This is a genomic window from Arthrobacter humicola, from assembly GCF_039531445.1.
GTDB lineage: Bacteria > Actinomycetota > Actinomycetes > Actinomycetales > Micrococcaceae > Arthrobacter > Arthrobacter humicola.
The window spans coordinates 41,055-66,182 of the sequence record NZ_BAAAQB010000039.1; the positions used below are offsets into that span (position 1 = coordinate 41,055).

The 25,128-nt window shown below is 68.2% G+C and carries 25 protein-coding genes; 7 read left to right on the forward strand and 18 right to left on the reverse strand.

Going from position 1 to position 25,128, the window contains the following annotated elements:
* Complete coding sequence (locus ABD243_RS16110) at positions 1 to 768, forward strand: SDR family NAD(P)-dependent oxidoreductase (protein WP_344367429.1); 768 nt, start codon at positions 1 to 3, stop codon at positions 766 to 768.
* Between the two features lie 59 nt (positions 769 to 827).
* On the opposite strand, the gene ABD243_RS16115 is transcribed toward ABD243_RS16110, so the two are convergent.
* The 8 genes from ABD243_RS16115 to ABD243_RS16150 form a co-directional block, all read right to left on the reverse strand.
* Entirely contained in the window at positions 828 to 2,390 is a 1,563-nt protein-coding gene (locus ABD243_RS16115; RefSeq protein WP_344367430.1) for an LCP family protein, read from the reverse strand.
* Positions 2,391 to 2,547: 157 nt separating this feature from the next.
* Positions 2,548 to 3,507, reverse strand: a complete 960-nt coding sequence (gene era / locus ABD243_RS16120) for a GTPase Era (RefSeq protein ID WP_116767683.1) — start codon at positions 3,505 to 3,507, stop codon at positions 2,548 to 2,550.
* Positions 3,491 to 4,822 carry a hemolysin family protein gene (locus tag ABD243_RS16125; RefSeq protein ID WP_116767681.1) on the reverse strand — a complete coding sequence of 444 codons (1,332 nt, stop codon included), beginning with the start codon at positions 4,820 to 4,822 and terminating at the stop codon, positions 3,491 to 3,493. The genes era and ABD243_RS16125 overlap by 17 nt, the downstream gene beginning before the upstream one ends.
* Entirely contained in the window at positions 4,819 to 5,292 is a 474-nt protein-coding gene (ybeY, locus tag ABD243_RS16130) for an rRNA maturation RNase YbeY (RefSeq protein ID WP_091251681.1), read from the reverse strand. The genes ABD243_RS16125 and ybeY overlap by 4 nt, the downstream gene beginning before the upstream one ends.
* Positions 5,289 to 6,377: a PhoH family protein gene (locus ABD243_RS16135; protein ID WP_116767679.1), complete on the reverse strand. Its 1,089-nt coding sequence runs from the start codon at positions 6,375 to 6,377 to the stop codon at positions 5,289 to 5,291. Before ABD243_RS16135 ends, ybeY begins: the two co-directional genes overlap by 4 nt.
* Before the next feature lie 198 nt (positions 6,378 to 6,575).
* On the reverse strand, positions 6,576 to 6,779 hold the full coding sequence (locus tag ABD243_RS16140) for a hypothetical protein (RefSeq protein ID WP_344367431.1): 204 nt from the start codon (positions 6,777 to 6,779) through the stop codon (positions 6,576 to 6,578).
* Positions 6,776 to 6,937, reverse strand: a complete 162-nt coding sequence (locus ABD243_RS16145) for a hypothetical protein (RefSeq protein WP_344367432.1) — start codon at positions 6,935 to 6,937, stop codon at positions 6,776 to 6,778. The genes ABD243_RS16140 and ABD243_RS16145 overlap by 4 nt, the downstream gene beginning before the upstream one ends.
* A 119-nt stretch (positions 6,938 to 7,056) precedes the next feature.
* A complete protein-coding gene (locus tag ABD243_RS16150) occupies positions 7,057 to 7,572 on the reverse strand; it encodes a flavin reductase family protein (protein WP_344367433.1) in 516 nt (171 codons plus the stop codon).
* A gap of 627 nt (positions 7,573 to 8,199) precedes the next feature.
* Between ABD243_RS16150 and ABD243_RS16155 the strand changes: the two genes are divergently transcribed.
* A complete protein-coding gene (locus ABD243_RS16155; RefSeq protein ID WP_237563483.1) occupies positions 8,200 to 9,093 on the forward strand; it encodes a GerMN domain-containing protein in 894 nt (297 codons plus the stop codon).
* Positions 9,094 to 9,133: 40 nt separating this feature from the next.
* Here the strand turns inward: ABD243_RS16155 and ABD243_RS16160 are convergent, their stop codons facing one another.
* From ABD243_RS16160 to hrcA, 3 genes are all read right to left on the reverse strand, one after another.
* Positions 9,134 to 9,922: a 16S rRNA (uracil(1498)-N(3))-methyltransferase gene (locus tag ABD243_RS16160; RefSeq protein WP_344367434.1), complete on the reverse strand. Its 789-nt coding sequence runs from the start codon at positions 9,920 to 9,922 to the stop codon at positions 9,134 to 9,136.
* Between the two features lie 2 nt (positions 9,923 to 9,924).
* Positions 9,925 to 11,055, reverse strand: coding sequence for a molecular chaperone DnaJ (dnaJ, locus tag ABD243_RS16165; RefSeq protein ID WP_116767672.1), 1,131 nt, complete (start codon positions 11,053 to 11,055; stop codon positions 9,925 to 9,927).
* A gap of 78 nt (positions 11,056 to 11,133) precedes the next feature.
* A complete protein-coding gene (gene hrcA / locus ABD243_RS16170) occupies positions 11,134 to 12,147 on the reverse strand; it encodes a heat-inducible transcriptional repressor HrcA (protein ID WP_116767670.1) in 1,014 nt (337 codons plus the stop codon).
* Between the two features lie 330 nt (positions 12,148 to 12,477).
* Between hrcA and ABD243_RS16175 the strand changes: the two genes are divergently transcribed.
* A complete protein-coding gene (locus ABD243_RS16175) occupies positions 12,478 to 13,326 on the forward strand; it encodes a DUF3097 domain-containing protein (protein ID WP_344367435.1) in 849 nt (282 codons plus the stop codon).
* Positions 13,327 to 13,470: 144 nt separating this feature from the next.
* On the forward strand, positions 13,471 to 13,890 hold the full coding sequence (locus ABD243_RS16180; RefSeq protein WP_091251696.1) for a DUF4870 domain-containing protein: 420 nt from the start codon (positions 13,471 to 13,473) through the stop codon (positions 13,888 to 13,890).
* A gap of 157 nt (positions 13,891 to 14,047) precedes the next feature.
* On the opposite strand, the gene hemW is transcribed toward ABD243_RS16180, so the two are convergent.
* A complete protein-coding gene (hemW, locus tag ABD243_RS16185) occupies positions 14,048 to 15,286 on the reverse strand; it encodes a radical SAM family heme chaperone HemW (protein WP_344367436.1) in 1,239 nt (412 codons plus the stop codon).
* A gap of 45 nt (positions 15,287 to 15,331) precedes the next feature.
* Positions 15,332 to 17,185: a translation elongation factor 4 gene (gene lepA, locus ABD243_RS16190; RefSeq protein ID WP_202615892.1), complete on the reverse strand. Its 1,854-nt coding sequence runs from the start codon at positions 17,183 to 17,185 to the stop codon at positions 15,332 to 15,334.
* 180 nt (positions 17,186 to 17,365) lie between these two features.
* On the opposite strand from lepA, the gene ABD243_RS16195 reads away from it, so the two are divergent.
* The gene (locus tag ABD243_RS16195; protein WP_344367437.1) at positions 17,366 to 17,980 is read left to right on the forward strand and encodes a type II toxin-antitoxin system PemK/MazF family toxin; all 615 of its coding nucleotides are present in this window, start codon (positions 17,366 to 17,368) and stop codon (positions 17,978 to 17,980) included.
* A gap of 203 nt (positions 17,981 to 18,183) precedes the next feature.
* On the forward strand, positions 18,184 to 18,444 hold the full coding sequence (rpsT, locus tag ABD243_RS16200) for a 30S ribosomal protein S20 (protein WP_091251700.1): 261 nt from the start codon (positions 18,184 to 18,186) through the stop codon (positions 18,442 to 18,444).
* A gap of 142 nt (positions 18,445 to 18,586) precedes the next feature.
* Here rpsT and holA read toward each other — a convergent pair whose 3' ends face one another.
* The 3 genes from holA to ABD243_RS16215 all read right to left on the reverse strand — a co-directional run bounded on the left by holA (position 18,587) and on the right by ABD243_RS16215 (position 22,594).
* Entirely contained in the window at positions 18,587 to 19,603 is a 1,017-nt protein-coding gene (gene holA / locus ABD243_RS16205) for a DNA polymerase III subunit delta (RefSeq protein ID WP_116767660.1), read from the reverse strand.
* The gene (locus ABD243_RS16210; RefSeq protein WP_344367438.1) at positions 19,537 to 21,357 is read right to left on the reverse strand and encodes a ComEC/Rec2 family competence protein; all 1,821 of its coding nucleotides are present in this window, start codon (positions 21,355 to 21,357) and stop codon (positions 19,537 to 19,539) included. The genes holA and ABD243_RS16210 overlap by 67 nt, the downstream gene beginning before the upstream one ends.
* A gap of 298 nt (positions 21,358 to 21,655) precedes the next feature.
* Positions 21,656 to 22,594 (reverse strand): helix-hairpin-helix domain-containing protein, encoded by a 939-nt coding sequence (locus ABD243_RS16215; RefSeq protein WP_344367439.1) that lies wholly within the window; start codon positions 22,592 to 22,594, stop codon positions 21,656 to 21,658.
* Positions 22,595 to 23,175: 581 nt separating this feature from the next.
* On the opposite strand from ABD243_RS16215, the gene ABD243_RS16220 reads away from it, so the two are divergent.
* Positions 23,176 to 23,730: a hypothetical protein gene (locus ABD243_RS16220; protein WP_344367440.1), complete on the forward strand. Its 555-nt coding sequence runs from the start codon at positions 23,176 to 23,178 to the stop codon at positions 23,728 to 23,730.
* Here the strand turns inward: ABD243_RS16220 and ABD243_RS16225 are convergent.
* The gene (locus ABD243_RS16225; protein WP_090581036.1) at positions 23,714 to 23,899 is read right to left on the reverse strand and encodes a hypothetical protein; all 186 of its coding nucleotides are present in this window, start codon (positions 23,897 to 23,899) and stop codon (positions 23,714 to 23,716) included. The genes ABD243_RS16220 and ABD243_RS16225 overlap by 17 nt on opposite strands.
* A gap of 93 nt (positions 23,900 to 23,992) precedes the next feature.
* A complete protein-coding gene (locus ABD243_RS16230) occupies positions 23,993 to 25,015 on the reverse strand; it encodes a DegV family protein (RefSeq protein WP_344367441.1) in 1,023 nt (340 codons plus the stop codon).
* Positions 25,016 to 25,128 lie beyond the last annotated feature (113 nt).

Sequence of the window (25,128 nt, forward strand, 5' to 3'; positions counted from 1 at the left end):
ATGGCCCGCGTTTTCATCACCGGTTCGACCGACGGGCTCGGACTCGCCAGCGCCCGGACGTTGTTGGACGAAGGCCATGAGGTCCTGCTCCACGCCCGCTCCAGGGAGCGCGCGGCTTCCCTCGCTCAGCTCGCTCCACAGGCGGCCGGCATCGTGATCGGGGACCTCAGCAGCGCCGCCGAAATCCGGGACCTCGCCGGGCAGGTCAACGGGCACGGGCGGATGGACGCCGTCATCCACAATGCCGGCGTCTACGTTTCGCCCACGCGCGTCGCGACCCCGGAGGGGCACTCCCTCACGTTGGCGGTCAATGTGCTCGCGCCCTACGTGCTCACCGCGCTCATCGAGCGGCCCGGCCGCCTGGTCTACATCAGCAGCGGCATGCACCTCGGGGCGAACGGCAATCTCCGGGACATCGACTGGACCGAGCGGCGCTGGAGTGCCAGCACCGCTTACTCGGAGAGCAAGCTCTGCGTTTCCGCGCTCTCGGCCTCTGTCGCGCGGCACTGGCCCGCAGTGCTCAGCAACTCCGTGGACCCCGGCTGGGTGCCCACCAGGATGGGCGGCCCCGGCGCGCCGGACGACCTTGTCTTGGGCCAGGACACCCAAAGCTGGCTCGCCGTAAGCAACGACCCCGGCGCGCTGGTCTCGGGCAAGTACTGGCACCACCGCCGGCAGCGGACGGCCGCACCGGAGGTCACGGATCCCGGCTTCCAGGACAGGCTCACCGACAGGCTCGCCGAACTGACCGGCGTCGCGCTGTTCTAAGTCACGCTGGTCTCAAGAAACGCTTTTCCAACGCAGCGAAACCGGACGGCCCCTGAGGATCAGCGGGTGATCAGGGCCGGGTTCGCCTGCTGGCAGACGGTGTCGCCGGCCGTCTGGTTGACGATGTCCGCGGGCAGTTGCGGCGTCGCGGCGGCTGTCGGTGTTCCGTTGGCGAAATCGGCGCCCAGGTACACCTGGACTCCGACGACACCGGCCGCCGGGAGCACCTGGCCCGGCGCCACGCCGAGGAGGGCCGCGACATCGGCGGCCACGTCAGCGTAGTCCGCACCGTAGTAGACGGCAGTGGTCGCGACGGGCCGGGCCGTCAGCTGGCCCACCTTGGTGAAGCCCGCGCCCTTGATGGCCTGGATGATCTCCTGGGCCCGCGTGGGCACCCCTGAACCGTTGGCAACGGTGACCGGCTGCAGCGTCTTGTCGTAGGCCGGTGCCGGGGCGCTCGGGGCCGGTGTGGCACTGGCAGCCGGGGCGGCGCTCGGCGTCGCGGTCGGATCCGTCAGGTCAACGTCGTTGCGCATGGCGGCAAAAAGCTGCGACGCCGCGGGTTCGGCCAGCTGCAGCCGGTTGGGGTCCGATTCGGCCGGAACGGTGGGCGTGGCCACGAAGGCCACCTTGCCGACGTCGATGTTCTTGAGCCGGTTGCCCACGGTCAGCAGCGTCGGCACCGACGCCAGGCCGTCGTCGATGGTGAGGTTCTTGGTGATCGCGTCCGCGATGCCGAGCATCCGTGCCGGGTTGGTGAGGGTGCCGTCGCTCTTGATCTTCCGGGTGAGGGATGACAGGAAGCCCTGCTGGGCCTTGATGCGGCCAAGGTCACCGCCGTCACCGAAGGCGTGCCGCGTGCGGACGAAGGACAGCGCCTGCTCCCCCTGCACGGTGGACGTGCCCTTGGGCAGCCGGAGCTTGGAGTCGGGGTCGTAGACGGCGTCACTGACGCACACTTCCACACCGCCGACGGCGTTGGAGAGTTCCTTGACGGCGTTGAAGTCCGCCATCATGAAGTGGTCAATCTGCAGTCCGGTGAGCTTGTTGACGGTGTCCACGGCGCAGCCGATCCCGGCCTCGGACATTGCCGAGTTGATCATGACGCCCTTCTGGGCCGGGTAGACCTTGTTGGTCTTCGGATCCGTGCACTGGGGGATATCGACCAGGAGGTCGCGCGGGAAACTGACGACGTTGACGCGCTTGTTGTCCGCGGAGATGTCCATGAGCATCATGACGTCCGAGTGCCCGTAGCCGGTGGAATCAGCGCTGGAGCCGTACTGGGCATTCTTCCCGTCGCGCGTGTCCGAGCCGAGGATCAGGATCTGCATCCGGTCCGTCGAGTCGTTCACGGAGTTCTCGGACTTGACGCTGCCGGCGCTCAGCGGGGCCTTGGTGATGTTGCCCTGGAGCCGGATCACCCAGTAGGCGCCAAACGCGATCACGCCGACCAGGAGGACCGCGAGGACGCCCGTGGTGACTTTCAGCCAGGTGGGAGTCCGCCGGACGGCGCCGAGGTGGCGGGCCGGCCCGACGGCGGTGTCGCCGGTGTGGCGGGCAGCAGCGGATGACCGAACCGGCGGGGCGGATCCGTCGGCGCGGTTATCACGGGGTCGAGCCACTTGTTGAGCCTTCCTTCACGAACGGGGAGTTTGCCCATTTTAGTGTCCGAAACTGAGAAAATGCCGATGGGCCCGCTCTTGGGAGCGGCGGGGCGGACCCGCGGCCCGGTCACAGCCCAACTGGCGGCCCCGTTGGAGGCCTTACTAAAGGTACGGCTCAGAAGCCGAGTTTGACGAGCTGCTTCGGATCGCGCTGCCAGTCCTTGGCCACCTTGACGTGCAGGTCGAGATAGATGCGGGCACCGAGCAGCGCCTCAATCGCCTTGCGCGCGTTGGTGCCGACCTCGCGGAGCCGGGCGCCGCCTTTGCCGATGATGATGGCTTTCTGGGACGGGCGTTCCACGTACAGGTTGACGCGGACGTCGAGGAACGGCCGGTCTTCGGGACGCCCTTCCCGCGGCACGATTTCATCGACCACGACGGCCAGGGAGTGCGGCAGTTCATCGCGAACGCCCTCAAGGGCAGCTTCCCGGATGAGTTCGGCGATCATGACAGCTTCGGGCTCGTCCGTCAGGTGCCCGTCCGGGTACAGCGGCGGCGAGGCCGGCATGTGGCTGATCAGGACGTCGGCCACGGTGTCGACCTGGAAGCCGTCGGTGGCGGAGACCGGGACGATGTCGTTCCAGCCGTCCTCGCCGCGGACCTCGCGGCCGAGGGCGGCGACGGCGAGCAGCTGCTCAGTGAGGGCCTGGCGGTCCACGGTATCGGCCTTCGTCACGATTGCGATGATGGGCTTGTTGCCGACGGCGGCCAGCTGGGCGGCGATGAACTTGTCGCCCGGGCCGATCTTTTCGTTGGCAGGAAGGCAGAAGCCGATCGCGTCGACCTCGGCGAGGGTGTCCGCGACGAGTTCGTTCAGCCGCTTTCCCAGCAGGGTGCGCGGGCGGTGCAGGCCCGGGGTGTCCACGAGGATCAGCTGGGCGTCGTCCCGGTGAACGATGCCCCGGATGGTGTGGCGCGTCGTCTGCGGCTTGGCCGAGGTGATCGCCACTTTCTGGCCGACAAGGGCGTTGGTGAGGGTGGACTTGCCCGCGTTGGGGCGCCCTACCAGCACCGAGAAACCGGCGCGGTAGCCGCCGTGGGCTGCTTCGCCGTCGGACTTATTCTGCTTGCTCACGTGAGACTCCCTGTTGAATTGGTGCGGCCTCGTCGAGAAGGTCTTCAAGGTCAGTTTCTTCTTTTGCTACGGTGGCCGCAATGATGTGGCTGACGCGGTTCCGCCGGCCCTCGAGCCGGTCGGCGCGGAGGGACAGCCCGTGGACCTGGACGGTGCTGCCGACGATCGGCACCCGCCCGAGGGCCTTGGCGAGCAGGCCGCCCACGGTGTCCACTTCGTCGTCGTCGAGCTCCAGGTCGAAGAGCTCGCCGAGGTCATCGATGCTCATGCGGGCGCTAACCCGGTAGCTCCCGTCACCGAGTGCCACGGCCTCGGCGCTTTCGGTGTCGTATTCGTCCACGATCTCACCGACGATCTCCTCGATGAGGTCCTCGAGCGTGACCAGCCCTGCTGTTCCGCCGTATTCGTCGATGACGATCGCCACGTGCGTCGATTCCTTCTGGAGTTCCCGCAGCAGGTCGCTGACCGGCTTCGAATCCGGCACATAGCGGACCTCCCGGGCGAGTTCGTCGACCACCGGCGGCTCCTCGGCCGGGCCCAGGTTGTGCAGCGCAGCGGCGACGTCCTTGAGGTACACAATGCCCAGGATCTGGTCGGTGTTTTCGCCGATGATCGGGATCCGCGAGTACCCGGAGCGCAGGAAGAGCGACATTGCGCGGTGCAGGCTGGATCCGGAGTCGATGGTGAGGATGTCGGTCCGCGGCACCATGACGGAACGGACCAGGGTGTCCCCGAAGTCGAAGACCGACTGGATCAGCTCGGCCTCGTTGTCCTCGATCACGTCGGACTCGGTGGCGCGGTCCACGAGTTCGCGGAACTCCTCTTCGCTGAAGAAGGCCTCGTTGTCCGCCGGCGCGCCGGGGGCGACTGCGCTGCCCAGGCTGACCAGCCAGCCCGGAATCGGGCCGAGCACGGCATAAAGGAATCGAACGAGCGGCGCGCTGAAGCGGACCAGGGCGGCGGAGTGCACCCGGCCAAGCTGCCGGGGAGAGACGCCGACGATCACGAAACCGATCACTGCCATGATGCCGGTGGCGGCCAGGCCGGCGAGCCACACGTTGTCCAGCAGGCTGTGCAGGAGTACGGTCACGGCGACGGCGGAGGCCATCTCGAACCAGATCCGCCAGAACCGGAGGGCGCGCATGTGTCCCACGGGCTGCGCCAGGATCCGCTTCAGCGACGTGCCCCGGCTGTTCAGGACCGCCTGTTCGGCGTCGTGCCGGGGCAGGAAGTTGAAGGCGGACTCGGCAGCGGTCAGCACCGCGGCAAAGCTAAGGAACACCAGCGCCATGCCGGCAAGAATCAGTGGGGTCACTGAATCGTCTCTGACGGGGCCTCTTTGCCGGTGAACGCGGTCAGGAGTTCGCGCTGCAGCCCGAACATCTCTTCCTTTTCCTCCGGCTCGGCGTGGTCATAACCCAACAGGTGCAGGATGCCGTGCGTGGTGAGAAGCAGCATCTCGTCCTGGGTGGAGTGGCCGGCGTTCCGGGCCTGGACCTCGGCCACCTGGGGGCAGATGGCGATATCGCCGAGCATGCCCTGCGGGGTCGGCTTGTCCGGCGTGCCCGGGGTCAGTTCGTCCATCGGCACCGAGAGGACATCGGTGGAGCCGGGCTCGTCCATCAGTTCGATGTGCAGCTTTTCCATGGCCGGTTCGTCCACCAGCAGGATGGACAGTTCCGCCTGCGGGTGGATGTAGAGGCGTTCGAAGATGAAACGCGACAGGGCCACGAGCTCGGACTCGTCGACCGCCACGCCGGATTCGTTGTTGACCTCAATGCTCATGCGTGTTCTCCCCGCGTCTCCCGGGCAACGGAATGCTTGACCCGGTTCCTCTGGACTTCGTCCCAGATGCTGTAGGCGTTGACGATGTCCCCCACCAGGCGGTGCCGGACGACGTCGGAGGCATCCAGCACGGAGAAGTTGACGTCCTCGATCCCCTGCAGGATTTCCTCGACGATCCGCAGCCCTGAACGGGTGCCGAAGGGAAGGTCCACCTGGGTGATGTCGCCGGTGACTACCATCTTGGAGCCGAAGCCCAGGCGGGTCAGGAACATCTTCATCTGCTCCGGCGTGGTGTTCTGGGCCTCGTCGAGGATGATGAAGGCGTCGTTGAGCGTGCGGCCGCGCATGTACGCCAGCGGGGCCACCTCGATGGTGCCGGCGGCCATGAGCCGCGGAATGGACTCGGGGTCCATCATGTCGTGCAGGGCGTCGTACAGCGGCCGCAAGTAGGGGTCGATCTTGTCGCTCAGGGTGCCCGGCAGGAAGCCCAGACGCTCCCCCGCCTCGACGGCAGGACGGGTCAGGATGATCCGGCTGACTTCCTTCTGCTGCAGGGCCTGGACCGCCTTGGCCATCGCCAGGTACGTCTTGCCGGTACCGGCCGGCCCGATCCCGAAGATCACCGTGTTGGCGTCGATCGCGTCCACGTAGTTCTTCTGGTTCAGCGTCTTGGCCCTGATGGTCTTGCCGCGGGTGGAAAGGATGTTGGTGGTCAGCACTTCCACGGGGTTCTGCAGTGACTGGCTGCGGAGCATGGACACAAGCTGCTGCAGGACGGCAGGGGTGATGACTGTGCCCCGGGCCACCAGCCCGCGCACCTCGTTGAGCAGGCGCATGATGCGCGGCACGTCGGCGGCCGGACCGCTGATCGCGAGCTCGTTCCCCCGGACATGGAAGTCAACGGCAGGGTACTGGTTTTCGATGAACCGGAGGGCTTCGTCATGGCTGCCCAGCGACTGGACCATCTGCTCTGAGTCGTCGAACAAGACCACCTCCGTCCGCAACCCTGGTAGGGAGTGGGGGAATTCCCCTGCGGTGCGCTCTCCGGCGCTGAACCGGGCCTTGCCGTTCGCTGCTTCAGTCATGGTGTTGGCCCGCGGGCCTCTGGTCCCCTCCAGTATGAATATGGTCGGTCCCCGTGATCCCTGCCGACGGCGGTTCGCACCGCCCGCGGCCGGGGTCACCGGGTCCTTCCATCTTACGCCAGCGCGGCGCGCCCGACGCCGGTCAGGGTCCGGCGCCGCCCGCGTGCCGGGCCGCTGAGGCGCACCAGGACGTCGCCGTTAGTTGTAGGTGTTCCCGAAGATAACGTAACCATCAAGCCAGTGGGCCCCTGTGCGCGGGAAGGACGGGTCGGCGCTATCCGGCTCCGGAGCGTCCTCCTGGACCGGCCGGGCGGGCGCCTCCGTCATCAGGGACCAGGCCGCCCAGACGCCGCCGGCCGCCAGCCCGAGACCGCACGCCAGCGCGATCCACACGGCGCTCATGCCGTGCCCCCGGGGATGATGCCCAGCAGACGGATGCCGTCGCGATGCCCGTACATCCGGCGTCCGTGGCACCCTGCACTGACGACCCGGACGACTGCTGAGTCGGGCGTCTTGGAATCGGTGCGACCCACGTAGGCGTGGTGAGCCGAGATGACCACTTCGACACTGGATCCGACTTTTATGGAGCCCCAGTCTTCAGGGAAACCCCGCGCGTCGAAAGTGTCCGGCAGTGGGGTTCCGCGGCGACCCCCGCGGCGCGATGGCGACCTCAGCATGGTCATCCCACGCTCTCCAGCACCCCTGCCCGGGATTGGACGCCAACATAGCTGCCCCGGTAGAAGAGCAGCGGCTCAGCGTCGGCGCGGGCGCTCAGTGCACGGACCGCGGCGACAACAATCGTGTGGTCCCCGCCGTCGTATTCCTGGCGCAGTTCGCAGTCCACCCAGGCCAGCGCGTGGTCGAGGACAGGGTTCCCCAGCGGCGACGGCGAGTGGTCAACGCCGGCGAATTTGTCCGCCCCGGAACGGGCGAACTGCGCCGCCAGGTGCTGATGTTCGGCCGGGAGGATGTTCACGGTGAACCGGCCCGCCTCGCGCAGCAGAGGCCAGGTGCTTGAGGTCCGCGCAGGACTGAAGGACACGAGGGCAGGTTCCAGCGACAGAGAGGAAAAGGACTGGCACGTAAAGCCGGCGGGACCGTCCTTCGTTGCCGCGGTGATCACGGCCAGGCCGGTGGCGAAGTGGCCCAGGATGGTCCGGAGCCGGCGCGGGCTGAGGTCAGAATGTTCCGTCATGGCGGGTCCTTTCGAAGTCTGTGCCCTCAATCAACCACCCTGGACGCCGCTTCCCAACCCCGGCTGAAACGCACAGTCGCGCTGCGACGCAGCGCGTCACGGACCGAAGCATGACGTAAAGAATCTGTCGCAGCGCCGGCATACGGTATTCACATGCTCAATATTCGTGAAGGGCGCCCGGGAATCGACCCGGTGGGTCTATCCCGGAAACGCCGACGTGCTACCCGAATTCCGGAACACCGGAATAGGCTGAGGCAGTCCCTTCACTGCTGAAGTGCATCGCCACCGGGGCCGGACCTCTCGTGGCAGCCGCTGCCCGGCGGGACATGGTTCCCGACATTATGTATCAACTTCGCATCGGCCTCATATCGTTCCCGTTGCAGTTCCGCCGGGCGCCCCCAAACCGGGCTTTCGCCCCGGGCCCGTGTGCCATGCTGGAATTCGGCTGTCCTCCAGGGCTCCGGGCCGGGCGCCCGGCAGGCCAAGGACAGGCAGCCACCGGCGGTCCATGCCGCCGACAAAACGGATCATTCCCGCCCGGCGCGGCGTGGCACACGAAGGGGCAGCAGCATCAGGCAGCGTGAGGGTCAACAGTCAGCAGCGGGACGTGTCCGTCGCGTCGCGCTGGTGCTCGTGCTGCCCGCCGCCCTCCTTCTGTCCGGCTGCGTGGCGACTCCTCAGGGCGGCATCACTAATTCCAGCAGCCCGTCGGAGCTAATTCCGGACGCGGCGTCGGGCGCCCCCACCACCAGCGCTCCGCTGGAGACCGCGCAGACCTCCAACAAGGCCCCGGTGTACTGGATCGGGCGGAGCAACGACAACGCGTTCCTGTACCGCGAGTTCCGTGACGTCCCGGATCAGGACAACCCGGTCACGCGCGCTCTGCGGGTGATGATGTCCCAGAAGCCGCTCGACCCGGACTTCTTCACGCCGTGGCAGAATCCGAAGAAGCTGTCGACGTCGATTTCCGGCAAGAACGTGATCACGGTGGATGTCTCGGCGGATGCTTTCAACAGCAACGTGGACGCGGCCATGGCCGAGCGCGCCATCCAGCAGCTCGTCTACACCGCGACGGCAGCTGCCGCCAGCGCGGGCCTGATCGATTCCGGACAGCAGGTCCAGGTGGTGGTGCTCGTCGACGGGCATACGGACTATGTCGCCTTCAACCACGTCCGGCTCGGCGCTCCGACGTCGCGCAGTGCCGGGATGGTTGCCCCCGTGTGGATCATTGATCCGCAGGAAGGCATGTCCGTCGCTGACGGGTCCGTCAAGATCAGCGGCCGGAGCACCGTTCAAGGCGGGAAGCTTCGCTGGGAGATCCTCAAGGTGGACGGCGATAACGCCAAATCCGCCTATCTCAATGGCAACGCGACGGCTTCGGCCGATTCCGCGCAGTCCGGGCTGTTCACCCTGTCCGTGAACCTCGGCCCGGGACGCTATGAAGTCCGCGTGTCCCAGGTGGACCCGGCGGACAGCTCCAGGGAAGTGTTCACCGACACCCGCGGCTTCACGGTCAACTAGTCACGGGCAAATAGTAACGGGCAAATAGTCATGCTGCCGGCTACCAGCGTCCGAGGATATCGCTGGCCAGCACGGTGGCGGCGGGTCCTGCCGTGGACGTGCGCAGCACATGGTGGCCCAGCAGGGCTGTCACCGCTCCTGCGTCGCACAGCCGGGTGACCTCCCGCGGGCTGATGCCGCCTTCCGGGCCCACGATCAGCAGAACTTCACGGGGCCCGTCGCCGCCGGGCGCCGCCTCGCCCTCAGCAGCACTGTCCAGCCACGCCTCAAGCACTTGCCGCAGGGGGCGGACGGCGTCTTCGTGCAGGATGACCGCGAGGTCCGCGGCTGCCACGGCCGCCTGCAGCCCGGCACCGTCGACGGCGGCCCGGACTTCCGGGATCCAGGCCCGGCGGGCCTGCTTGGCGGCCGCGGTCACCACCGACTGCCACTTCGCATGCGCCTTCGCGGCACGTTCGGCCTTCCACCGCACGATGGACCGCTCGGCCTGCCAGGGAATGACGGCGTCGATGCCCAGCTCGGTGGCGGTTTCGGCCGCGAGTTCGTCGCGGTCGCCCTTGGCGAGGGCCTGGACCAGAACCAGCCGGATCGCGGGTTGCGGCTCCGCCACGAGGTCCAGGCACTCGACGGTCAGTTCGCCGGGAGCGACGGCGGCGACGGTGCCCGTCAGGCGCTTGCCGGCGCCGTCGGCGATATCCACGGCCTCCCCGACGGCGAGCCGCTTGACGGTGATGGCGTGGCGGGCTTCGGCGCCTTCGAGGACGAAGGCCGAGCCGGGGACCTGCTGGTCCAGTGTCCCTGGGGCGGTGAAGAAGACCGGGTTACTCACCGCTACAGGTTACCGAGCCGATCCCGCAGTTTGGCGAAGACGCCGCCGCTGGCGGCAAGCTTTCCCGCGGTGAAGTGTTCGCCGCGGTGCTTGGCCAGCTGGCGGAGGAGTTCTTCCTGGGCGTGATCGAGCTTGACCGGCGTTTCGACCTGCAGGTGCACCTTCAGGTCGCCGCGGCCGTGGCCGCGCAGGTGCGTCACACCGAGGCCGCGCAGGGTGATGATCTCGCCCGACTGGGTGCCGGCCTTGACGTCGATCTCCTGCTCGCCGTCGAAGGTCTCCAGGGTGATTTCGGTGCCGAGCGCGGCAGCCGTCATGGGGATGTTGAGGCTGGCGTGGAGGTCGTCGCCGTCGCGGACGTAGGTAGGGTCATTGTTGACCCGGATCTCCACGTACAGGTCACCGGCCGGGCCGCCGGCGGGGCCCGCCTCGCCCTGCCCGGACAGCTGGATACGGGTGCCGGTGGCAACGCCGGCCGGGACCTTGACGGTCAGGGAACGGCGGCTGCGGATTCGGCCCTGGCCGCTGCACTCGTTGCAGGGGTCCTTGATGACGGTGCCGAAGCCCTCACAGGAGCCGCAGGGAGCCGACGTCATGACCTGGCCGAGGATGGACCGCACAGCGCGCTGGACCTGGCCGCTGCCGCCACAGATGTCGCAGCGGACCGGGTGGCTGCCCTCGCGGCAGCAGGAGCCCTCGCAGGTGGGGCAGATGACGGCCGTGTCCACTTCGAGCTTCTTGTTGACGCCGAACACGGCGTCGCGGAGGTCGATCCGTACGCTGATCAGCGCGTCCTGGCCGCGGCGGATCCGGGACGCCGGGCCGCCCTGGCCGCCGCCGGCGCCGAAGAAGGTCTCGAAGATGTCCTGGAAGGCGAAGCCCTGGCCGGAGTAGCTGCCGCCGCCGAAGCCGTTGTCGGTGCCGTTCTCATTGCCGGTGGTGTCATAGACCCGGCGCTTCTGCGGATCGGAAAGGACCTCGTAGGCGTGGGTGACCGCCTTGAACCGGTCCGAGGCGTCCTCCCCCGGGTTCACGTCAGGGTGAAGGGTCCGGGCCAGTTTCCGGTAGGCCTTCTTGATTTCCTCCCCCGTTGCGTCGCGGGAGACTCCAAGAACGTCATAGTGGCTGCTCAAAGTGTGTATCTCTTCCTTGTTGTTCTGCCTGTGGGGCACTGCCTGTCGGGCAAAAAGTAGCGTTCGGTCCCGGGCCGGTCAGGGCCCAAGGATCCTCGAAAGGTAGCGGGCCACCGCGCGGACGGCGGCCATGGTGGTGGGATAGTCCATCCGGGTGGGCCCGAGGACTCCGACCTTGGCCGTGGCGTCCGGCCCGTAGGCGGTGGCCACCACCGAGGCCTCGGCGAGGCCGTCGTAGGGGTTCTCCCGTCCGATGCTGACCGTGACACCGCGCGGGTCTTCGGCCATTTCGCTGAGCAGGCGCAACATGACCACCTGCTCCTCGAGGGCTTCCAGCACGGGGCCGATGCTGAGCGGGAAGTCCACGTTGGAGCGGGCCAGGTTGGCGGTGCCGGCCATGACCATGCGCTCCTCGCGGCTGCTCGTCGCCAGGGCCTCGAGGCCGCGGGCCAGGGCCTGGGCTGCGCCGCGGCGCGCCGGCGGGCCGCTCGCGACGACGGCGGGCAGCAGTTGCGGCATCAGGCTCAGCGGGGTTCCGGAGAGGCTGGCCAGGAAACGGGTGCGCAACTCCGCCAGTGCGTCGTCCGCAATCTCCTGGCCGACGTCGATCACGCGCTGCTCCACCTTCCCGGTGTCCGCGATCAGGACCGCCAGGACCTTCCGGGGCGCCAGCAGCACGAATTCGATGTGCCGCACCCGGGCGCGGCTGAGCAGCGGATACTGCACGACGGCGACCTGGTTAGTCAGCTGGGACAGGAGCCGCACGGTGCGGTCGAGGACGTCGTCGAGGTCCTCTGATCCTTCCAGCAGCGCCTGGATGGCCCGGCGCTCGGCCGGAGACAACGGCTTGACGGCCGAGATCTGGTCGACGAAGAGCCGGTAGCCCTTGTCCGTCGGAATCCGGCCGGCACTCGTGTGCGGTGCCGTGATGAGGCCTTCGTCTTCCAGTGCAGCCATGTCATTGCGGATCGTGGCACTGGAGACACCAAGATGGTGCCGTTCAACCAGCGCCTTGGACCCGACTGGCTCGCGGGAATGGACGTAGTCCTCCACGATGGCGCGCAGCACTTCGAGTTTGCGTGGTTCGCTCACGCTCCACCTCCAATCGACGGTCCCGCAGCCGGTGCCGCCCCAGGACCGTTCGGTTCGCGTCCCCGCGTGCTGCGGGGGCGGTCCGTGACCGGACAGGGGTTAGCACTCGACATGCCTAAGTGCTAACCAGTCTAATATGAGTCGCCGCGTTGTTAGCATTGGATTCGCTCCGGGCGTTGCCTGCGGGATCTCGGGGATCCGTCACGACGGCGCGGGAACCGCGGCAGCCGCTACCGTCACCGCGCCCCTGTGGTCCGGCTCGGGCCCCTTCGGGCCCCGGAGAGTTCCACTGACCGCCGTACATTCCGAGTGCAAAGTAAGCGTGTAGAGATGTCGTACCAGAACTGGGGGCCCCAGGACCTGTCCGCCCCCGCCAAGACGCAGTTGCCGGAAGTCCCGGTGGAACGCGGGATGGTCCTCGAGGAGGTCCAGTCCGGCTGGGTGGGCGCCGTGACCCGGGTGGAGAAGTCCGGCGGCATGCACGTGGTGGCGCTGGAGGACCGGCGGGGCAAGTCCCGGTCCTTCCGCCTCGGCTTTGGCTTCCTTTTGGAGGGGCAGCCGATCCGGCTGATGCCTCCTGCGCCGAAGGCGGCGCCCGCCGCCGGTCCCGGCCGCACGGCGTCGGGCTCGGTCCGGGTGGCGGGACAGCGCGCACAGGTGGCCAAGGCCAGCCGGATCTGGGTGGAAGGCAAGCACGACGCCGAGCTCGTGGAGAAGGTCTGGGGCGATGACCTCCGGGTGGAGGGAATCGTCGTCGAGCCGCTGCACGGCATTGACGACCTCGCGGCCGCGGTGGCGGAGTTCCGCCCGGGTCCGGGGCGCCGGCTGGGCGTGCTGGTTGACCACCTGGTGCCCGATTCCAAGGAGTCGCGGATCGCCGACGCCGTCATGGCTTCGCCGGGTGCCGCGGGCAACGTCCTGATTGTGGGCCACCCCTACGTGGACGTGTGGCAGGCCATCCGGCCCTCGGTCCTGGGGATTGAGCGGTGGCCGGTGATCCCCCGCGGCGTGGACTGGAAAACCGGCATCCTGACGGCGTTCGGGTGGCCCCGCTCCACCAAGGAGGACATCGGCCTCGGCTGGCAGAAGCTCCTCGGCGCGGTCCGCAGCTACGCCGACCTGGAGGCGTCCCTGCTGGGCCGCGTCGAAGAGGTCATTGACTTCCTGACCGTGCCGTAGCGCGCCGCGGCGGCCGCTCCGTGATCTCCATTTACGCGCCCAAGCAAGTATTCTTGAAACGGCGGCCGCGCTCCCAGCGCGGTCCCGGCTATTCCAGGCACAACCCAGGCAGCAACGCATCACCGCAATCCGAAGGGCTTCACCGTGGCAGATAACGCACGCGAACACACGGGCAACCAGGCCGGCCATGGCCAGCCCCCGTACCATGGCGTTCCGGCAAATGCGCTGCCGCTGACGGCCGGCGAGGACCGGCAGTGGGCCACGCTGGCGCACTTCGGCGGCATCCTGGGCTGCGTGCCGTCGCTGCTGATCTACTTGATCTTCAAGGACCGTGGCCCGTTCACGGCCCAGGAGTCCAAGGAAGCCCTCAACTTCACCCTGCCGCCGACCATCGCGGCCGTGCTCGCCAATCTGCTGGTCTTCATTCCCGTGGTGGGCAACCTCTTTGCCGTGCTCGCCACGGTGATCTGGATCGCCGTGACCTGTTTCTCGGTGGCTGCGGGCATCCATGTCAACCGCGGCCAGCCGCACCGCTACGAGTTCAACCTGCGCTGGATCAAATAGACCGGGATCAAGCAACCCGGCGCTAGGCCGGCCCGGCCCCAAACCTCCGGTCCCGAACAGAATGAGCCGGCCGCTGCCCCTTTGGGGGCAGCGGCCGGCTCATTGTGTATCCACGGCCCGGGCGCGGCCGGGCTCCCCCGGCCAAGGGAGCAGCTTCTTAGTCCGGCAGGATCCTGCGGACCACGGCGTCGGCCAGGAGCCGGCCCTTGAGCGTGAGGACCAGCCGCCCCTTGAAGGCGGCGGCGGGGTCCACCAGGCCGTCGGCGATCAGCCCGGCGACCGCGTGCCTGCCGGTGTCCCCCAGGCCGCCGAGGCTCGGGATGTCCAGCCCGGAGTTCAGTCGGGCCTCGAGCATGACCCGCTCCACGTTGCGGGTCTCGGTGTCCAGCGTTTCCCGTCCGGCGGCCGGCGACGCGCCGGTGCCGAGACGGTTGGCGTAGGCGGTGGGGTGTTTGACGTTCCACCAGCGGACGCCCCCGACGTGCGAGTGCGCCCCGGGGCCGATGCCCCACCAGTCGTCCCCCCGCCAGTAGGCGAGGTTGTGCCGGCAGGCCTGTTCGGGGGTGCGGGACCAGTTGCTGACCTCGTACCAGGCGAGCCCGGCCGCGGAAATCAGTTCGTCGGCGAGTTCGTATTTGGCGGCGTGGTCGTCGTCGTCGATTTCCGGCACCTCGCCGCGGCGGATCTGCGCCGCAAGTTTGGTGCCGTCTTCCACAATCAGTGCGTAGGCGCTGATGTGGTCGGGACCGTAGGACAGGGCGGTCTCGAGCGAGTAGCGCCAGTCAGCCAAGGATTCCCCCGGCGTTCCGTAGATCAGGTCAAGGCTGACCGCGAGCCCCGCCTGCCGTGCCCACTGCACCACCTCGGGCACCCGGCTGGGCGTGTGGGTGCGGTCCAGGACCTTCAGGACGTGCGGCACGGCCGACTGCATGCCGAAGGAGACGCGGGTGAACCCGGCGTCGGCCAGCAGCTGCAGGGATTCCGGGGTGACGGAATCCGGATTGGCTTCCGTGGTCACTTCGGCGCCGGGCTGCAGGCCCCAGGCCCCGATCGCAGCCGTGAGAATGCGCGCCAGGTCCTCCGCCGGCAGGAGCGTGGGCGTGCCGCCGCCGAAGAAGACGGTGCTGAGCGGGCGTTGGGGCACGCCGGAATTGTTCAGGACGCGGGCGGCGAAGTCCACCTCGGCGATCGCGGTGGCGGCGTAGGCGTCTTGGGAGGCCCCGCCGCCGAGCTCGGTCGCGGTGTAGGTGTTGAAGTCGCAGTACCCGCAGCGCACCGCGCAGAACGGGATGTGCACGTAGAGCCCGAAGGCGCGCTGAGCAGCGCCGTCGGCCGCCTGGGCGGGCAGGAGCCCGTCCGACGGCGCCGGGTCGCCGAGGGGAAGGACGCTAGGCACAGGCCCGGCCTGCCGGCACGGCAGCAACAGTCATGGCAAGCACCGCTACTTCTTGGCCTTGTCCTTGGACTCGTCCGTGGTGAGGGCGGCGATGAAGGCTTCCTGCGGGACCTCGACACGGCCCACCATCTTCATGCGCTTCTTGCCTTCCTTCTGCTTCTCCAGCAGTTTGCGCTTTCGGGTGATGTCACCGCCGTAGCACTTGGCAAGCACATCCTTGCGGATGGCGCGGATGCTTTCGCGGGCGATGATCCGTGAGCCGATGGCGGCCTGGATGGGCACCTCGAACTGCTGCCGCGGGATGAGTTCGCGCAGCTTGCCGGTCATCATCACGCCGTACGCGTATGCCTTGTCACGGTGCGTGATCGCGGAGAACGCGTCCACCTGCTCGCCCTGGAGCATGATGTCCACCTTGACGAGGTCTGCGACCTGGTCGCCGTCGGCCTTCCAGTCCAGCGAGCCGTAGCCGCGGGTCTTGGACTTGAGGATGTCGAAGAAATCGAAGACGATTTCGGCCAGCGGCAGGCGGTAACGGATTTCCACCCGGTCCTCGGAAAGGTAGTCCATGCCGCCCATGACGCCGCGCCTGCTCTGGCACAGCTCCATGATGGCGCCGACGAACTCGTTCGGTGCCAGGATCGTTGCAGCCACCATCGGTTCGCGGACTTCAGCGACCTTGCCGGTGGGGTACTCGCTGGGATTGGTGACGTGGACGACCTTTTTGTCCTCCAGCGTCACCTCGTACTCCACGTTCGGGGCGGTGGAGATCAGGTCCAGGTTGTACTCGCGCTCGAGCCGCTCGCGGGTGATTTCCAGGTGCAGCAGGCCCAGGAAGCCGACGCGGAATCCGAAGCCCAGCGCGGCGGACGTCTCAGGCTCGTACACGAGCGCGGCGTCGTTGAGCATCAGCTTCTCCAGCGCGTCGCGGAGCACCGGATAGTCCGTGCCGTCCAGCGGATACAGGCCGGAGAAGACCATCGGTTTTGCATCGGCGTAGCCGGGCAGGGATTCGCTGGCCGGTTTGGCGAGGTTGGTGACGGTGTCGCCCACCTTGGACTGGCGGACGTCCTTCACGCCGGTGATGAGGTAACCCACTTCGCCGACGCCGAGGCCCTTGGACGGTGTGGGCTCCGGGGAGCTGACGCCGATTTCCAGGAGTTCGTGGGTGGCGCGGGTGGACATCATCTGGATGCGTTCGCGCGGGTGCAGCATGCCGTCGACCACGCGGACGTAGGTGACGACGCCGCGATAGGTGTCGTAGACCGAGTCGAAGATCATGGCCCGTGCCGGGGCGTTCGGATCGCCGACCGGGGCGGGAAGGTCGCGGATGATTTTGTCCAGCAGGACTTCCACGCCGGCGCCGGTCTTGCCGGAGACGCGCAGGACGTCGTCGGGGTCGCCGCCGATCAGGTTGGCGAGTTCGGCCGCGTACTTCTCCGGCTGGGCCGCCGGGAGATCGATCTTGTTCAGGACCGGAATGATCGTGAGATTGTTTTCCATCGCCAGGTAGAGGTTGGCGAGGGTCTGCGCCTCGATGCCCTGGGCCGCGTCCACGAGCAGCACCGCGCCTTCGCAGGCCGCGAGTGAGCGCGAGACCTCATAGGTGAAGTCCACGTGGCCGGGAGTGTCGATCATGTTCAGCGCGTAGCTGACGCCGTCGAGCTCCCAGGGCATGCGGACTGCCTGGGACTTGATGGTGATGCCGCGTTCGCGCTCAATGTCCATGCGGTCCAGGTACTGGGCCTTCATGTCACGGGACTGGACAACGCCGGTGTACTGGAGCATCCGGTCGGCCAGTGTGGACTTGCCGTGGTCAATGTGCGCAATGATGCAGAAGTTCCGGATGATGGCCGGATCTGTTGCGGCGGGCACCGGGGCGGTGCGGGCCATGGGAGACACGCAGGGTCCTTACTGTTGGCATTTCTGGTGGCTTGTCCACGGGTCGGCGCGGATGCTGGTTCCCCATCCTGCGACGTGGCGCATTTGTCGTTCCTATAGTCTCCCACGTCCGGGCCCGTGGCAGTGCATCCCTGCATTCCGTTGCGGACTCTGCCCAGAGCCTCCCGGTATGGTTTCCCCATGGCTTGGAACTTACGCTCGATCGGCACCGCGGTCCGCGACGCACTGCGCTTCTTAGACAAACTTGGCGGCTCCGCGCCGGGCACCACCCGCGGACCCGCCGCAAAGCCGACACGCAAACCGGCCGGGAAGCCGACTGCGAAGCGGCGGCCGGCGCAGTCCCGGACGGGAGCTTCGACCCGGACGGGCGGCGCCCCTGCCGCCGGACTGACCGGGACCTACCCCGGCGATTTCCGGGGACGCGCGACGGTCCGCTATGCCCCCGCACCGAACGGCCTACCCGAGCCCGGCGAAATCGTGTGGACCTGGGTGCCCTATGAAGAGGACTACTCCCAGGGCAAGGACCGTCCGGTGCTGCTGGTCGGCACCACCGGCCGCTACCTGCTGGGCCTGATGCTGACGAGCAAGGACCACGACGGCGACGCCCGCCGCGCGGACGACTACGTGGACATCGGCACGGGACCATGGGACCGCCAATGGCGGCCGAGCGAAGCGAAGCTGGACCGGGTTCTGCAGATCAACTCGAGGGATATCCGGCGCGAAGGAGCGGTCCTGGACGCGGGCCGCTTCGACCTCATCGCCTCGGCCCTGCGGAGGCGCTACGGCTGGAGTTGACCCGCCTGGCGCCGGGACGCACCGCCGGATCGCCGCCGCACTCGTGCCCGCAGCGGCATCTCTGCTATTATTTAGAGCTGTGTGTCCGTGCAGGTCGACGGCCACAGATGGTTGGTCGCCATAGGTATCCCCACGCCGCTCAGTCAATGGCCAATCTGAAAGCCCTCTAGACCATTTTCCGCATTGAAAAAGAGAGTTCACACGTGGCTAATATCAAGTCCCAGAAGAAGCGCATCCTGACCAACGAAAAGGCTCGCCTGCGCAACAACGCAGTCAAGTCCGAGCTGAAGACTGCCATCCGCGCCGTCAACACCGCCGTTGAGTCCACCGACAAGGATGCCGCGTCTGCTGCTCTGGTAACTGCCAGCCGTAAGCTGGACAAGGCTGTCAGCAAGGGCGTTCTTCACAAGAACAACGCTGCAAACCGCAAGTCCGCGATCTCCAAGAAGGTCAACGCACTCTAAGGTTTTCCAGTTCACCTGAACTGATGATTGTGGCCGGCACCCTGTGGGTGCCGGCCACATCCAGTTAAGCCGCGGCGTTGTTAGATGCGCGCCAAGTAGCGCTTCGCTTCACGCAGTCGTGCCGGCGGCGCGCACCCGGGCGTCAGGACCTCCGGACCGACGTCGCAATCACCGTGACGGCGTGTTCCACGGCGTAGACGGGATCGCGGGACAGGCCTTTGACCTGCGCGTCAGCCTCGGCGGTGACCTGGATGGAGCGGACCAGCCCCTCGGGAGTCCAGCGCCGGACCTCCCGCTGGGCCTGTTCAACGAGCCACGGCTGCATCCCCAACTGTTTGGCAATCTGCGAGGACGAGCCCTGTGCGCCGGCCACCTTTGCCAGGGAGCGCAGTTTGGATGCCAGGGCCGCCACGATCGGTACCGGGTCCGCGCCGGTGTCCAGGGCGTGGCGGAGCGTGGAGAGGGCGAGAGGGCCGTTCCCGGCCATCGCGGCATCGGCGACCTTGAAGGCCGTTGCTTCGACCCGGCCGCCGTAGTACCTGTCCACCATGGCGGCATCCACGGCCGTGGTGGCGTCAGCGATCAGCTGGCTGCAGGCGGCCGCGAGTTCCGCGAGCTGCGCACCAACCGCGTTGACGAGGGCGTGCACGGCGTCGGGTTCGATGCGCCGGGAGGCCGCCTTGAACTCGGTCGTGACAAACGCGATCTTCTCGGCGTCTTTCTTCAGGGGCTGGCAGTCAACGACCGGCCAGCCGCCAGCCTTGATCGTATCCAGTAGCTTCTTGCCGCGGACTCCCCCGCCATGACGGAGCACCAGGACGGCATCCGGCTCCGGCTGTGCCACATACTTCAGGGCATCGGCAAGGAACGCATCGTTCATCGCCTCGAGTCCGTCGATCTCGATAAGCTTCTGCTCGCCGAAGAGTGACGGGCTGACGTTCATGGCCAGCGACCCGGCCGAGTAGCTCGCGGCGTTAAGCCGGGTGACTTCGACGTCGGGTGCCGCCTCGCGGACCTGCCCGCGAATACGGTCCATGGCACGCGCGCCCAAGTAGTCCTCCGGCCCGCCCACCAGGACGACAGCCGCAGGTGTCACATCGCGCCAGGTGGCGCTCTTCGTCGCCGAGGTCCTGGGCCGTGGGGTCTGGGCAGCAGCCACTCGTGATTCCTCCCGGAAGTTGGTTTGCAGACTCTAAGCGTCCCACGCCCGGACCGGTGCTCCAAGCCGTACCCCTCGCTCTGCCGGGCAGCCTGCCGGGCGGTCTGCCCGGACCGTCGGACGGACCCCGGGGCCCGCATCGCCGGCGGCCAGCCGGCCAGGACGGCGACGGTCCACGCGTGTGCCGCCAGCGACGACCGAACCACCGCGGCGGGATGCAGGGCCAGCCACACCATGCCGAGCACAGTCGCGGAAAAGATGCCCATGGTGGCCGCACCAAAGCCTCCCTCCGGCCACGGCAGGGTGGCGCCCGGGAGGGCCGCGAAGAAGCGCGCGATCCCCGCCACTGCGCCGGCCAAGGCGGCAGCCGGGGCCATCAAGAGCTCGGCGGCGGCAGGGACTACGGGAAGAAGGACCGCGGCTGCGGTCCCGAGCAGCGTTACGGGCGCCACGAGCGCTGCGGCAGCCACGTTGGCGGCCAACGCGTAGGCGCCGAACTGCGGCTGCAGCAAGACGATCACGGGACCGCAGAAGAGTTGGGCGGACAGCGGTACGGCCACGCCGCCCGCGGCCCAGCGCGGCACCGGCGCCGGAATCCAGTCCATGATGCGGCGTCCCGCAATCACAATTCCCAGCGTGGCCAGGACCGAGAGCACAAAGCCGAAGCTTGTCGCCAGGACCGGCTGTACAAGCAGCAGGCATATGACGGCAACGCACAGGAGGCTGAGTCCACGCCCTGCCCGGCCAGACGCTATTGATGCGAGACCGATGCCGCCCATGAGCGCGGCCCGCAGCACGCTGGGGTCCGGCCCGACCATGAGGACGAACAGCCCGAGCCCGGCGAGGCTGGCCGCTGCGGCGGCCACGCGTGGCAGACGCAGCGTGCGGGCCGTGAGCAGCAGCGTCCCCAGGATCAGGCTGCAGTTCGCGCCGCTGACGGCGGTCAGGTGCGTCATCCCGACTGTCTTCATGGCGTCTTCCAGTTCCGCGTTCAGGGCACTGGTGTCGCCGGTGACCATCCCGGGCAGCAGCCCGCTGGCGTCGCCCCCGAACCGGGCAGCGGCGGCGGTGAAACTCCGGCGCAGCCCGCCGGGAGCTTTCTGCCAGAACCCGGGGCCGCGCAGCACCGTGGGCGCGGACGAGGCTGAAAGGATTCCCGCGTCGGGCTCCCCCGGCGCAGCGGCGCGCACTCTTCCGGTGGTGCGCAGCTGCTGGCCCGGAACTGCGTGTTCCCACGCCGTTCCTCCCATGACGACGAACCGTGCGTCACCGGCGATCCTTCGGCCGTCGAAGGTCACGACCTTTAGCGTCACGGGGACCGCCCAGCGGTCTGCCAGGCCGCTCGCTCCGGGAGTCCTGAGCCGCCGCGGCGCGCCGGCAACCTCCACTTCCGCGACCACGGCTGCCCGGGCATCCACGGCCTCAGCAATCGCGCCGTCATGCCGCCGGGATGACTCGACGGCGGCGTGCGCGCCCGCCGCGACGGACAACAACAAGGCCGCGGCCAGGGTGGCGCGGAAGCTGCGCGGGGCCGCCGGCCCATGACGCGGGTCATACCGCAAGATCTCACGGCCGGGCCCGGCACGCCCCACAGTGCGCCGCCCAACGTGGGAGTGACCAACGTGGGAGCAACCCGCCACGACCAGCAGCATTGCCCCGGCCGCCGCCATGCCGCCGCAGAGAAGTGCCAGCTCCGCCGGATTCAACCAGTTGCCGGCGACGGCGGTCCCCCACACCAGAAGGGCCGGCGGCACGAGGCGCAGATCCGCCCGCCGTTGCCGTTCCCTTCGGCGCCGTTCCGCCGGGCGCCCGCGCCCGGCATCCGGCTGCAGCCCGTGATTCCATAACAGCGATGTCCGTGGCCCTCGAACCCCGGCGCCGGCCTCCGGGCCACCGGCTTCCCCGAGTGCCGGCGAGCGGACGGCCGCGTCGGCATACCGCTGCCAGAGGTTGCGTCCGCCGGGCACAGGACCCCGCCCAGTGTTCGTCTCCACGCCTCGTCGCTGCGCATCAGCTTCATTCCGGGGCGCGTCAGTGTCATTCCGGGGCATTTCAGACGCTCACTAACGGCAGCAGGGCCTCGAGCAACTTCGGGCCTATGCCGTCCACCGCATCGAGTTCCTGCACGGTCTTGAACCGCCCGTGCTGCGTCCGCCAGTCCACGATCCGCTGTGCCAGGACCGGCCCGACGCGCGGGAGGGTTCCCAGTTCCTCGAGCCCGGCAGTGTTGAGGTTGATCTTTCCGCCGCCGCCTTGGCTCGTGCCGGCCGCGCCGGAACCCGGCGGCGAAGCGCCCCCGCCGTCGGACGCACCGGCCTGATCGGGTTCGCCGCGTATCGGCACGAGGACCTTCTGCCCGTCCTCCAGCACGGCTGCAAGATTGAGCCGGTCCTGCTCCGCGGTATCCGTAGCCCCGCCCGCAGCCGCGATCGCTTCGTAAAGCCGACTCCCTGCCGGCAACTGAACCACCCCAGGTCTGGCCACGGCACCGGCGACATGCACCGTGATCGTTCCTGCCCCAGCGCCGGCATCGTCTACCGGCGGCGCACTGGCCACCGCGGCCGACTGGGCCGGTGGCGCCTCCGTCGCGGGGGCGGACTCGCTGAGCGGGGCCATCCGGGGGCCTCCGGTGCCCGCCTGCCACCAGAAACAGCCGCCCAGCACCGCGGCCAGGACACCCAGCAAAGCCGCAGCCCTCACACCTGTCCTGGCCCGCAGCCGCGCGGAAAGCGGGGGCCGTCCGTCCCGCCGGTGCCCGGCGAGTCCACCCAAGTGGCCTGCGGGGAGACCTTGCGGGGGCGTCTGGACGTCCAGCAAGCCCGGGGAGGGCGCCGCCGCCCTGCCAGCATCCGACGCTGAGCCCGGGTACTCGGAGCCGTGGGCATGACGACGGTTCCCGGCGTCCCCGGAACTTCCTAGCATCGCTGCCAGGCGTTCCCGGGCAACGCTGGCGCCTGCGGCGGATTCGGCTCCCGGGTCCCGGCGTGACATGGGAACGACTCTAGGAAACCCGCAGCGCCACCGACATCCCGGACCGGCCGTATGTGGAAATACCTGCGTAAAACACGTATTGGAGCGCCAGCAGGCAAGTATTCCCTACGCTGGTGCCCGCCAGGACCCGGTGGTAACGTCTGGATCCTCATCGAGAAACCTTGCCGGCTGGGGGCAATCTTGATCGTCTGGCTGTGTCCGCCAGACGTCGAAAGCTGGTGTGCAATGAAGTGGTTGTCTGGGCCTGCGTCGGTTGCGGCTCTTGGCGTCGCAGCAGTGCTGGCACCTCCTGCGGCGGCAGACACAACGCAAGCTACCTCGACCCAGGTCGTGAACTTCGCGGTTGACGGCAGTTACTGCCCGCAGCACGGCCTGTACGGCATAGCGCACGTGACGGTTGACGGCAGCGCGGGAATGTCTGCCGACCAGAATTTCATCTGGACTACGCAAACAGCGGCCACGTCCATCCACTCGGTCCCGCCGCAGGGCGCCGTCGCGAACGTCACGATTGTCTATCATTGCAATGTCCAGGTGCTCTGGTGGCTGGAGCCGGGCGACGCCCGAAGGGTGACCGCGGCCCTTTGGGTCAACGGCTCGGCCCCACAGCCCAACTACACCATCGGGCCGAATCAGCCGACGCCTCCGCGGGCCTCACCACCGACGCCGACGCCGACCCCACAGCCAACCGCACAGCCGGCCCCTCAACCGTCGTCTCAGCCCACCCCGCCGCCGGCCTCGCAACCGGCATCTCAGCCACCGGCACACTCTGCCTCGCAACAGGCGTCGCTGCCGGCGTCGCTGAAACCCGCACAGCCTCCACAGCCCGCACAGCCGCTGGCCCCGGAACCGGCACTCCCGCCGACGTCCCAGCCAAGCACACAGCCTCCGACCGCGCCGACCACGCCACCGACGCCGGAACCGACTGCGGAACCAACGTCCCAGCCGAGCACACCGCCGACACCACAACCGACGCAGGCGCCAACCACACAACCGACGTCACAACCGACAGCGGATCCGACGCCGGAACCAACCTCAGGAGCGACGACGCGGCCGACGTCTCCGCCGACCTCCCTGCACACGCCCCGGCCGACCCCGTGAGGGGCAGCTTCCAGCCGGAAATCACTGCTGATAGGTGATGTAAGCCTCGTACTGCACCCGCCACTTGTCGGCGGCCTTGGGGTCCGGAACGGTGGTGGTGAGGAACTGGACACTGGTGACTTGGCCTTTGAGGTATTTCAGCCATTTCGTCACCTCTTCGGCGACGTCGCGATCGAACTGGGCTACGTGGTGCACCTGCATTGCCATGACGGCCTCCGGTTGCGCTGGGGTTCGGTGCAGTGACTTTACCGCCAGCGCACTTTCCCGGCCAGAGTCCTCTGTCCGCAGCAGAGGCAGGCGTTAGTCGCCAGCTTCAGCGGCGGCCCTGCCCGCGCCCGCTTCCCAGATGTCGGGGGTACTGCCCTCCCCCACGATCACTGCCAGCACGCCGAGCCCAGCGTGGGCAGCCAGGACAGCGGGGAGGGCGCTGATCTGGGCCGGCGGGCAGGCCGGCAACGCTGCCGCGAGGCGTCTGGCAAGCTCCTCGGCCTGGGCCTGATTGCCGAAGTGATGCACGGCCAGCCGTGCCTGCCCGGCCGGGCGGGCGGAGGCATCGGCGGCAACGATTTCTTCCAGCCGCGCAATGGCCTTCGCCGCGGACCGGACTTTTTCCAGCGGAATGATGCGGCCGCCGTCAACGGCAAGGATGGGTTTGATGGAGAGCATGGTCCCCCAGAGCGAGGCGGCCGCCCCGATCCGGCCGCCGCGGCGCAGCTGTTCCAGGCTCGGAACGTAGAAGTACACTTTGGTGCGGTCCAGCCGGTCCTGCGCGAAGGCCTTCACTTCGGCCGCGTTCCTGCCCTCGGCCGCCGCGACAACGGCGCCCTGCACGCCCATCCCCTGCGCCATGCCGACGGTCCGCGAGTCGATGACCTCCACCGGGATGCCGACCCGTTCGGCCGCCAGCCGTGCTGCGTCGGCGGTCCCGGACAGGTCGCCGGAAATATGGATCGAAACCACGGACTGGAAGCCACGCCCGCCGGCCGCCCGGTAGGCGTGTTCAAACTGGCCGGGTGAAGGACGCGAGGTCTTGACGGGCTTTCCGCTGGCCAGGGCCACGGCGATCGTCTCGGCGATGTCGTCCTCGCCTTCGCCGTAGATTTCGGCGCCCACCATGACGGGCATCGGCACCACCGTGAGCCGGCCGTCAGCGCTGAACTCACGGACCCAGTCGGCGGGCAGCGCAGCGGCAGAGTCCGTGACCACCGCAACCTGCACGACGGCGCCCGGTACGGCTTCGGGGCCGACGCCGGCCCGGTGGCCCGGCCGGAGCCGGACGAACCGCTCGCGCAACCACGGCCAGCCTGATTCGCGCTCTGGCACCGGGGACCTCCTGCTGTCGGTATGCCTGGACTGGATCGTTTGGATTGGACCTGCGGCCACGGGGTCCGTGCCCGCCGCGTCGGCACCACGGGCCTTGGCGACACTGGCCGCCG